Genomic DNA, 9,780 nt, shown 5'->3' with positions numbered 1-9,780 from the left:
CTCCGTCTCCGCAACCTGACCAGCTCCGACGGAGCAATCGCTACCGGCGTGTCACTGGAGAGAGGAAGAATAGTAGCTTGACAACAAACCGCAATTAAAGGGCCGATTGACAACGCGGAAACGGCATCTCAAAACCTCGCGGAAGCTATTGAGATTACAGGCTGTTTTTAGTTGTGCCCGACATGTCATCGACGTTTGTTGCAAAAGTCGWTTTTCGCCGATGACCAAAATTCTGCGGGCCGTGGRCGCGACTTTCGCGTACAAGATGCGAGGGRCCTCACGGCCTCACGCAAAATTCACAGGCGACTTCGGTAACGCGATTGAGGTCATACGGATCAGCTGCTTAGTGTTTTCGCGAAGAATCTTGAGCCCTGCAACTTTCGACTTTTGSAACACAATCGGCCACAACCGGACTCATGCACCGCGGTGATCGGCGACCTCTTTCGATCACTTCGTAGGCGCGGCCGAGCCACGTCGGTGCCTCGCAAGACTCGTCAACATTGCTCCTTGGCGCAAGCCGCGTCGCGTTCGCGTAACGTCGCGTATGAGGAGCGCAGTCAGGATCACGTGTAAGACGACCACCGGCCACAGAAGGACGCCGGTCAAACTACCTGCGAAACCCAGGTATGCCAAATACAGCGTGGCAAATACGCTGTAGCTCAGCATGCCGACGAGCGGCGGACCTGGCCAGCAAGCGATCCCCAAGGCAATCAGAGCGATGCCAGCCACGCGCGCTAGGGGTACTGCGACGCCGGTAAGTTGCTCGCCCAGCAACAACTGCCCGACGAATGAGGGAACGAGCAGCAACGCCCATCCCGTAGCTGCCTCGCCGATGGCCGCGAAGGTCAACGCGCTTTTCATTGTTTTCCGACATTGGCTCCTTGTTTGGTGCCCTTCGGTGCTTCAATCGGATCCGGTTCCGGCGCTGCCATTGGCGCCAATTCTGCCCTCGGCTCCGTTAGGGCCTTGGTTTCCGGTTCGAGCTTGAACGTCACCTTGTTGATCTTGCCGGTGAACTTGAACGGAACATCATAGCGATACTCCAGCATCGCGACACCGCTGCGGGTGTCCATGCCGACGTCGAACGACTCGTCTTCCGCGAACGTGACCGGCGTGGTGTGTTCCATGGATTTCTTGTCGACTTCCTTGCCGTCCACGGAGAGCACGCCCGTACCGCCCTTGCCCAAACCTGGACCGTCTGACTTGAAGTCGAAGATAATCGTATGTTTGCCGACGCCCAATTCGGGCCCTGACCAAATCGTGCGCTTGAGGTTAAGCAGGTTGTAGAGGAACACCGGCTTGCCCGAACGAATGCCCGCCACACCCTTGCTCAGGAAGAGTCCGTAGCCGCCGAAGCGTCCGCCTTCGGTGACGATCATGCCTTCCGCACCGCCCTTGGGAATTTCGACTTCGGCAGTGATGGTGTAGGACTTGTTTATGATGTTTGGCGCAGCGCTGTCCGGCACGCCGGCCAGTTCGCCCGAATACGTGAAGATCGTTCGCCCTGCCGTGAGACTCGGACGCGGCGTATTCCAGCGCGGGAGCGTCGTGTTATCGAGCGGCAGCACGTTGTACTTCTGCGCCTCGGTATCGAAGAGGGCCTGCATCTCCTTGACCTTATCCGGCATACTGGCCGCCAGATCGTTGAACTGTGTGGGATCCTCCTGGAGGTTATAAAGCTCCCACTTGTACCCGGTGATTACGTCCGGCGGCGGGTCACTGCTCAGTGCCCACGGGAGCGTCACCGGCGTCGTGTTGGCCATCCATCCATCGTGAACGATGGCGCGATTGCCGAGCATCTCGAAATATTGCGTCGTGTGTCGGGTCGGTGCGTTGGCGCTCGCCTTATCCCACGTGTACGCCAAGCTTACCCCTTCCATCGGGCTCTGCTTGATCCCATTGACCGTGTCCGGTTGCGGAATGCCTGTCGCTTCGAGGATCGACGGGGCGATGTCGATCATGTGATGGAACTGGCGGCGGATGCCGCCCGGGTCGTTGATGTGGCCGGGCCAGGACATGGCCATGCCCTGGGACGTCCCGCCGAAGTGCGACGGCACCTGCTTGACCCATTTGAACGGGGTGCACATCGCCCACGCCCAGGGCGCCGCAAAGTGCGGGAACGTCTTGTCCGAGCCCCAGAACGGGTACCAAAGATACTGAGCCTTCACCGGCACGGGGACGCCATTGAAAGTGGTGTACTCGTTCGGCGTGCCGTTGAGCATGCCTTCGGCGCTCGCGCCGTTGTCGCCGCTGATATAGATGATCAAGGTGTTGTTGAGCTCGCCGAGGTCTTCGACGGCCTGGATGACCCGGCCGATTTCATTGTCGGCGTAGGCGAGGTAGGCCCCGTAGACGTCCGCTTGCTTGATGAAGAGCTTCTTCTCTAGCGCACCAAGGGAATCCCACTGGGGAAGTTCTTTCGGCCAAGGCGTCAGTTTGGCACTTTCGGGCATGATGTCCAACCGTTTCTGGTTGGCGAAGATGGTCTCGCGCAGCTTGTTCCACCCGTCGTCGAACAGGTGCATGTCGCTGATCTTCTTGATCCACTCCGGCGTCGGATGATGAGGCGCATGTGTGGCGCCGGGTACGTAATAGACAAAGAACGGCTTGTCGGGGGCGATCTCCTTGAGCTGCTTCATGTACTGAATGGCCTCATCGGCCATTGCCGTCTCCAGGTTCCAGCTGGGATTGTTTAAGAACGGATAGATGGCGGTTGTATTGCGGAACAGGTTTGGTTGCCACTGGCTGGTGTCGCCGCCAACAAAGCCATAGAAATATTCGAAGCCCATGCCGTTCGGCCATTGGTTGAACGGCCCGGCCTGGCTCGATTGATAAGAGGGCGTGTTGTGGTCCTTGCCGAACCACGAGGTGGCGTAGCCGTTCGCGTTCAGGACGGTACCGATGGTGCCTTTGTCGATCGGGATGATTGAGTCGTAACCTGGGAACCCGGTCGCTATTTCGCCTACCACCCCGTTGCCCACCGAGTGATGGTTGCGGCCGGTAATCAGCGCGGCGCGCGTCGGCGAGCAGAGCGCCGTGGAGTGAAAATCGGTGTAGCGCAGCCCCTGCGCAGCGACACGATCCATCGCCGGTGTTGGGATCACTCCGCCAAAAGTGGACGGCGCCGCAAAGCCGACATCATCCGTCATAATCAGCAACACGTTTGGTGCACCCTTCGGCGGCACGACCCGCGGTGCCCACCACGCCGTGGACTCGGAGGCCTTCTCCTTGATCACCCCGCCAAACTTCGGATCGGGCGGCGGAAGTTGTTGTCCGGTGATTGTGGTGGTGGCGCCGGCCGAACCCGGGACACCGGTGATCTGTTGAGCCAATGCTGAGGTGCAACTGAGGGCGAGAAGACTAACGCCGGCAAAGATGCGGTGACTGATTTTCATGGCGGAATACTCCCGTAGAGAAGCAGCACTTGGCAACGCAATAAGTCGCAAAATTTCAGTGTGGCTACTTGTGGGGACCGCCCCTTGATGCAGGTCAAGCTTCTTGGCGGCCTGGATACGGTAGGGACGCTTAAACGGCTGAGCAGTCGTGGGATGTCCGAAACGGGTCAATCGCGTCATTCTGCCTGCGCGCCGACGACTTCCGATCTCCCTCGATAAGCAGACATTTTGAGAGCCCCGCCGCATGTCTCAAGGGGGCCAACAGACGACATTGCAAGGTTTGGCCTGATATCAAAGAGGCCGCCACTGAGGCGGCCCTACTTCTCTTTTTCTTCCGCTTGCTCGTGCTCTAGGTCGTCGATCAGCTTACCGATGCGCTTTGCAGTCGTAGCGTCGCTCGCGCCAAGCAGCAAGCGCCTGGACTGTTCTAGACGGCGGGCAATTTGCTCTTGGCGGGCTAGTTGATCCGGCATCATTGGCGTCGCCTCCGCATATGTTCAACCGGACGGGGAGGCGAATGGTTCAAAACTATTTTGGTAGCCTCCAATTGAGGCGGCCTTACCCTTTTAATGGGCTTTGATGCTGGGAGCGTTTGTCCGCCGCTTGGGCAAGTTTCATCAATCACCCCACAAGGCGAAGCCATGTTTCCTAGGCGCGGGCGCCTATAGCCTTGGCGCCCTGCTCCGAGCGCCTCAGTTAGCGCTTCACTATCCCCTTTTTGGCGGCGCGTCCTTGGCTTCTTCGTTGGCTAGAAGCTTCAGAAGCGTATCGTGCTGGGCCTCGGTATGTGGCTCGCCGAGGCGCTTCTTGAATAGGGCCAAGTTCTCTTTGTGAATGTAGTTCTCCATAGCGTTCTCCTTTCAGGGGGATCGCCTAGTGGATGCCGAAGGTCGACGCAGTAACGCAGTCAACATGGAACAGTTAGGAGTTCAGCCGCTGTATCGTTTTGCTCATTCCTTCACAATTCACGAAGTGGGACCCCCGCAAAATCAACTTAGGACACATGGGGTTAGATACGGACAGCACCCCGTAAGAACGGTTCGGCAACCGAGAGCCTTTCCTGAACTCGACAGACATCGTCACGACTCTACCGGATGTCCCTTGTGGGTCAGAGCCGAGATGGCCGCAATCCGGTGCCTGTCCGCGCCGCGCGGACAAAAGATTGTCCGACGCGGAACACTGTGTGTTCGAGAGTCTTGGCTTCATGGAAAGCAGGCCAGCATGTTCATTCTCCCTGAGAAGATGGCGCCGCCACGTCGAACTCAGACATTCAACGACAGCTTCGAGGACGCCGTAAGAAAGCGTGAGGAAGATGAGCGCTGGATACAGCACATCATCAAAGCGCTTTCTGGTAATTTAAGAGAGTGAGGCCGTAGCGCACCTCCACTACGTTCCGTGAGGCCCAACGTCCTCAAGCTGGCGGTTTCCTGATGGGCCTCACCACATCAAGTTTGATCTCCCTCAACTGGACTTGCCGAGTTTTCCCTAAACCTAGATGGGTTCCATCGACCGCGGGAGGGACGAATGCTTGTAAGGACGCAAGAAAATGCGCCTCAAAGGTCAGGCTCAAGCGAGTTGAATGCGCTCGCTGGCTACGCAGTATTTTGCAGCGAATTCAAATATCGGCGCGGTGCCGAAATCTTTGGAGAGGCGGAGCCAATCGAATACCTCTACCAGATCAAGAGCGGGGCGGTTCGAAGCTATAAATTGTTGGCCGACGGTCGGCGGCAGATCATGGCCTTTCATCTGCCGGGGGACATCTTCGGCGTTGCGAACGGTGCAGTTCACCGATTTGCCGCCGAAGCAATTGTCGAAACGACTGTTCGCCTGACGGATCGGCAGAATGTTATCGACGAAGAGCGTGGCCGCGCGACCGCAATGAGCAATGTACTGAGGCTTGTCACGAGCAACCTTCAGCATGCCGAAACTCACATGCTGTTACTCGGACGGAAAACATCAATTGAGAAGGTTGCGGCTTTTTTGATCGAAATGGACGTCCGTTAACCGCGGCGGGAATATTGAAACTTCCAATGAGTCGTCGCGATATCGCCGACTATCTTGGACTGACGCTGGAGACCGTGTCACGCGCTATGTCACAACTTAGGGATCGTGATATTCTCACCTTTATCGGGCAATCCCAGCGACAAATCATACTGCGAGATCGAGCAAAATTGGCCGAGTTCGATCATTGAACGGAATTTGGCGCGGGGCGGCCCTACTTCTCTTTTTCTTCCACCTGTTCGCCAATCTCAACGAGGCCCGTCAGATCATCGAGGAATGGAGGATCGACTACAACACCAACCGACCGCACACGAGCCTCAACGGGCTCACACCGACCGAGTTTGCAACCCGCGCCAACACGGGCCAAACTCAGAACAGACTCTCCTTATAAACGGGGACAAATTGGGGAGCAGGTCAAACTCAACAGCCTGACTCTAGGAACGCTCTCCAACGCATAACTCTTACCGCGTCGGGCGCCGTTTCTAGGTTRTATCGACGCCTTTGCAAGGCGGCGCACTGGAACGTCCCGCGCTCGGCGAACGCGGGAGGGTTTATTTAGGTGGCCCATCGAAGGCGTCACTGGCCAAGAAGTTAACGGTCTATCGAGAGTTTGAAGGCCTGCAGGTGCGGACGCCATCAGGTTTCGGCGCTTCACCGGTCAAATCACGCAGTTGGTCTACAGCTTGGAAAGCGGGCTGGACGTCATTGTCAACGTTCCACTTGCGCCGGATGTCGTCGACGCGCTCAATGCCACCGCACGCAAGCAGGGTCTACCGAGTTCTGCATGGATCGCAATGACTGTAGAAAACGCTCTGCAGCAACAATAAAGTTTGCCTTACAATCTGTCACCCGATTGAGTAGCGGAGCGCGACTGATCTGAGCCGCTGCCGGGGCTTTATAAATATAGCGGCCTGAGCGCTTCATGGCAGGAAGCAAGGCTCATGGGGCGGGATCGACGAAGAAGCAACCAAGCGGATCGAACCAATATGAATCCCATTCCATTTGTGATGCTCTACCTCTTCCTGATCGTGAATCCGGCATTGGCACAGCAGCCTTCTCAGCAGCCATCCGCAACGACGGCCGCAAGGCAGTCGTCGGCTGAACCGGCATTTGACAGGCTACTCGGCCGCTGGGTACGTCTCCAGGGAGGTTACGTGATCACCATCCGAGCTGTTGACGCGGACGGCAAACTTGACGCGAGCTACGCAAATCCGAGGCCATTGCCTTTTCATGTCGCGGTCGCGAGCAGGGAGGGTAACGCGCTCAAATTGCTCTTCGAGTTGCGCGCCGGCGGTTACAACGGCTCGACCTACACGCTCAATTATGACGCGGCCAACGACCGGCTGAACGGCGTCTTTGATCAGGTGGTCGCCAAACAGAAGTTCGATGTCGTATTCGCTCGCGATAAATCATGACGCAATTGCCATTCTGATGAAGCTCGAAGTGGTTCGCTTAGATCGAGCGAGCGACCTCATGACGTTTGATCATCGGTCAATCCTTTGCGGCTTTTTCTGCATCAGTCTGCGAGCTTTCTTGAGCGACGAACAGGCAGTATGCGCCGACAAGATGACTTACAATCTGACTCTTTGCCATACCGTCCCGACGTAGAGTATCGATAGTCGAGTTGAGCCGGCCGACACTTCCCATCGCGTCAGCGTCGGGAAGAAGGGCCTTGATTCTTTCAAGCTTTGAGGGATCGCTGCTGGTAGAATTGAAAGGACAGTTGAGTTTTTCCATAGCGGCGGAGCGCGCTGGCAAGAGCATGATTCCCAATAGCATGAGGCTTCGCGGCATTGACATCCTGGTCATGGGATGCTCCGTCATTTGTGAGCCAGTTCATGGTTCTCACGGGACAGCATTCTGGACGGAGAGACTGCTACGCTGATCAAGCTAGCTACGCGGACCTTAGAACTGAGAGCGCTTTAATTCTTCCCTCGAAGCTTCCGAATGATCTCGCGAAGGTCATTCGCGTACTCCTCAACGATCCGGCGCGCCTCCTCCAAGCGAGTTGGCTTGGGCTTGGGCTCGGGCTTATCGGAATCGGGGGGGTGGTTCGTGGCAGAGCCTTGAACCTAGATCGCCAGCAACCCATTGAGCTAAACCAACGGACTTATCGCTCTAGCTCTCTCAGTAAGCAGTCGCGGTCATCGAGTGGAGGGACTGTGTATCCCTCATCGTAGCCAGTACGGCCCGTCGCATTTTGGTCAGGGTTGTGCTGGTCCTTGCGGATCGAAATCGGCAAGCCGCCGCCTGTCGTTTAACATGATCTCTCGCTGATCATGGTCGAGGAACGTAGCTGCTCACCTGCGGTGCCGAGTGTGAGGGCCAGGGAGCGATACGCCCGCTATCCGAATGGAGCTGGGTTAGATGCGTAAACCCACCAATTGCGATAAACCGAAATACACCTTGCGCCGTCGGGCAAAACAGTGGTTGATAGCGTGCTGGTAGTCGACATCGGAGCCAGTATCGTGGCTGACGAAACGTCTTCTGAGCTATCGAAGATATAAGCTGAACGGAGACTTCAGGAGAAATTACGGAACGCTGCTCGGGGCCTTCGTGTATCTGTGCTCGATCAGTGCGGCACGCAAACGTTCTTTGGCTTTGTGGCCGGCTTGATTTCGCTCGCTTGTTCGGCGGCGATGGCTTGGCTTGGGAAGCACGGCATGTCTTGGCGAGTCGGCCACCTGAAAAGATGCCATCCCAGTACGACGGATCGGAATTGTATCCCATATTGAATGCAACGCTGGCCTGATCGTTTACGCGCCGCTGGGTTTCGGCATCGGCGATGCCACGCGAATCGGGGGGAGCTTGGCGGCAAGTGCGCCCGTACCGACTCATCTTGCGATGCCGCCGTTGCCGCGCGAACCGCGCTCTCATCTGAACGGACCACGCTCGCGTCCGCGGCGACCATCCATCAACTGGCCGGGCAAAACGATGACCCCGCAGATTCAGCTTGCGGAGCACGCAACAGGTATGCGCGCTGTGGCCATGGAGGGGCGCCATTGGCCAGTCTCTTTCCTTCAAAGTCTGGAAGATTTCGCCTCAGCCGCGCGCAGCGGCGCACTATCGATGCAGTAACCGGTGCCCCCGGAAAAACTTGTTGCGGCGTAGGTTAGATGCCCTTGTAAACCCGTACTATACGTGTCTTCGCCTCTTGTAATTTCTGCGGTACCCCATTGACACAAAAGTGAAAGTTCTCAGCACCACACTAGTGTGCATTTGCAAAATCTAACAATGCTTTAGCATCGCCAACAACCTGCAGGGCAGCGTTTGACGTATCGTTCCTCAATCGCGGTTGTAGTTGCGACTTCCTCATCCATTGCTTTGGCGAAATCGGAGGGAACGAAGGATGCTCACCGACATGCAAGCGATTCGCACCATCGGTTTCGGGGTCAACGAGGTGTCGCCCGAGGCCCAGGGATTTTACCAAGAACGGACCTGGCGCCGGTTCGAGCCGGGTGCCGGAGTAGAGGATATCGCTATCTCGCGCTGGACCGACTTGCAAAATTCTGTTCGGCAAACCCACCTTGCATGGTCTCGCCACGGTATTCGACGATCCCTACCGCACCGCTGTCCGACAGGTGCGCCAACACGTGCGCGGCGGTGAGAATCCCAACGGGACCTTACCGACACGGACGAGCGTCCCGGATCCGGTGCCGATCGCGTCTTCGACCCTGTCGTGGACCTTCAGCTTGACGAACCCGACGGTGTAGGCGGCGACGGCGTTGCCGATGGCGGCGGTAGGGATCGTGACAGGTGTGCAGTTCACTCTTTTCTTGGACGAGGCGAGCCGGCGACGACAACTGTCGCCGCGGTCGCCATGAAGCACGGCTTCGTCAATCTTGGGCGATTTTCCGGCGACTACCGCAAGCTCTTTGGGAAATATCCAGCGCAGACGCTGCGAGGCCGCGCCAACCGATCCGAGTTGAGTGGGTGTCCTACGCCGACGGCGCACTAGCTAATCGGCGAAAGCAGCCTGCGAGACGATCGCTCCAGGTCGGGCTGGTTTATGCACTCTTGACGGCCTAGTTCCACTATCGGAAACGGCAGATCGAAATGGCGCATACCGTTAACGTCGCGCTGCGCGGCGCCGACTTCGGTCCAGACGGTCCGGATCTTGGCTTTCTCCGTCTTGCGACCAAGACCGTCGGCTGGTTCGAAGCGATCGGCTCGTTCTACAACCTTCTCAAACAGCGATCCGACGCCTCCGAGCCCGCGTCTGTCATTCGGCCTGCAATATTGACCCCCTAAGCCGGGGGATCGGCGTCCAAAATTGACCCCCTATAGGTTGGTCTGTTGCGCTGCCTGCTTTGGAATGAAGCAGGTGGTCGAGGATGCTGATCGTGGAGACGATTGCGCGGATTCGGCATTGCGCGGATTCGGC

At 57.4% G+C, this 9,780-nt stretch carries 7 protein-coding genes and 2 pseudogenes; 5 read left to right on the top strand and 4 right to left on the bottom strand.

Going from position 1 to position 9,780, the window contains the following annotated elements; all coding sequences use genetic code 11:
• Positions 1-857: 857 nt before the first annotated feature.
• The 3 genes from AB4Z51_RS42725 to AB4Z51_RS42715 form a co-directional block, all read right to left on the bottom strand.
• The gene (locus tag AB4Z51_RS42725) at positions 858-3,395 is read right to left on the bottom strand and encodes an arylsulfatase (protein WP_441499573.1); all 2,538 of its coding nucleotides are present in this window, start codon (positions 3,393-3,395) and stop codon (positions 858-860) included.
• A gap of 317 nt (positions 3,396-3,712) precedes the next feature.
• The gene (locus AB4Z51_RS42720; RefSeq protein WP_441499572.1) at positions 3,713-3,871 is read right to left on the bottom strand and encodes a hypothetical protein; all 159 of its coding nucleotides are present in this window, start codon (positions 3,869-3,871) and stop codon (positions 3,713-3,715) included.
• 231 nt (positions 3,872-4,102) lie between these two features.
• Positions 4,103-4,243 (bottom strand): hypothetical protein, encoded by a 141-nt coding sequence (locus AB4Z51_RS42715; RefSeq protein ID WP_441499571.1) that lies wholly within the window; start codon positions 4,241-4,243, stop codon positions 4,103-4,105.
• A 373-nt stretch (positions 4,244-4,616) separates the two neighbouring features.
• Here AB4Z51_RS42715 and AB4Z51_RS42710 point away from each other — a divergent pair, with 373 nt between their 5' ends.
• The 4 genes and pseudogenes from AB4Z51_RS42710 (at position 4,617) to AB4Z51_RS42695 (ending at position 6,811) form a co-directional block, all read left to right on the top strand.
• Positions 4,617-4,763 (top strand): hypothetical protein, encoded by a 147-nt coding sequence (locus tag AB4Z51_RS42710; RefSeq protein WP_441499570.1) that lies wholly within the window; start codon positions 4,617-4,619, stop codon positions 4,761-4,763.
• 156 nt (positions 4,764-4,919) lie between these two features.
• Positions 4,920-5,587 (top strand): annotated as a pseudogene (locus AB4Z51_RS42705) (helix-turn-helix domain-containing protein).
• Positions 5,569-5,787, top strand: a pseudogene (locus AB4Z51_RS42700) (integrase core domain-containing protein); the annotation flags it as partial. The pseudogenes AB4Z51_RS42705 and AB4Z51_RS42700, both read left to right, overlap by 19 nt.
• Positions 5,788-6,382: 595 nt before the next feature.
• The gene (locus AB4Z51_RS42695; protein ID WP_441499569.1) at positions 6,383-6,811 is read left to right on the top strand and encodes a hypothetical protein; all 429 of its coding nucleotides are present in this window, start codon (positions 6,383-6,385) and stop codon (positions 6,809-6,811) included.
• 76 nt (positions 6,812-6,887) lie between these two features.
• Here the strand turns inward: AB4Z51_RS42695 and AB4Z51_RS42690 are convergent, their stop codons facing one another.
• Positions 6,888-7,205: a hypothetical protein gene (locus AB4Z51_RS42690; protein ID WP_441499568.1), complete on the bottom strand. Its 318-nt coding sequence runs from the start codon at positions 7,203-7,205 to the stop codon at positions 6,888-6,890.
• 2,247 nt (positions 7,206-9,452) lie between these two features.
• Here AB4Z51_RS42690 and AB4Z51_RS42685 point away from each other — a divergent pair.
• Entirely contained in the window at positions 9,453-9,647 is a 195-nt protein-coding gene (locus AB4Z51_RS42685; RefSeq protein ID WP_441499567.1) for a hypothetical protein, read from the top strand.
• Positions 9,648-9,780: the final 133 nt, after the last annotated feature.

The organism is Bradyrhizobium sp. 2TAF36, assembly GCF_052114925.1.
GTDB lineage: Bacteria > Pseudomonadota > Alphaproteobacteria > Rhizobiales > Xanthobacteraceae > Bradyrhizobium > Bradyrhizobium barranii.
This window is presented reverse-complemented; position numbering and strand designations above follow the sequence as displayed.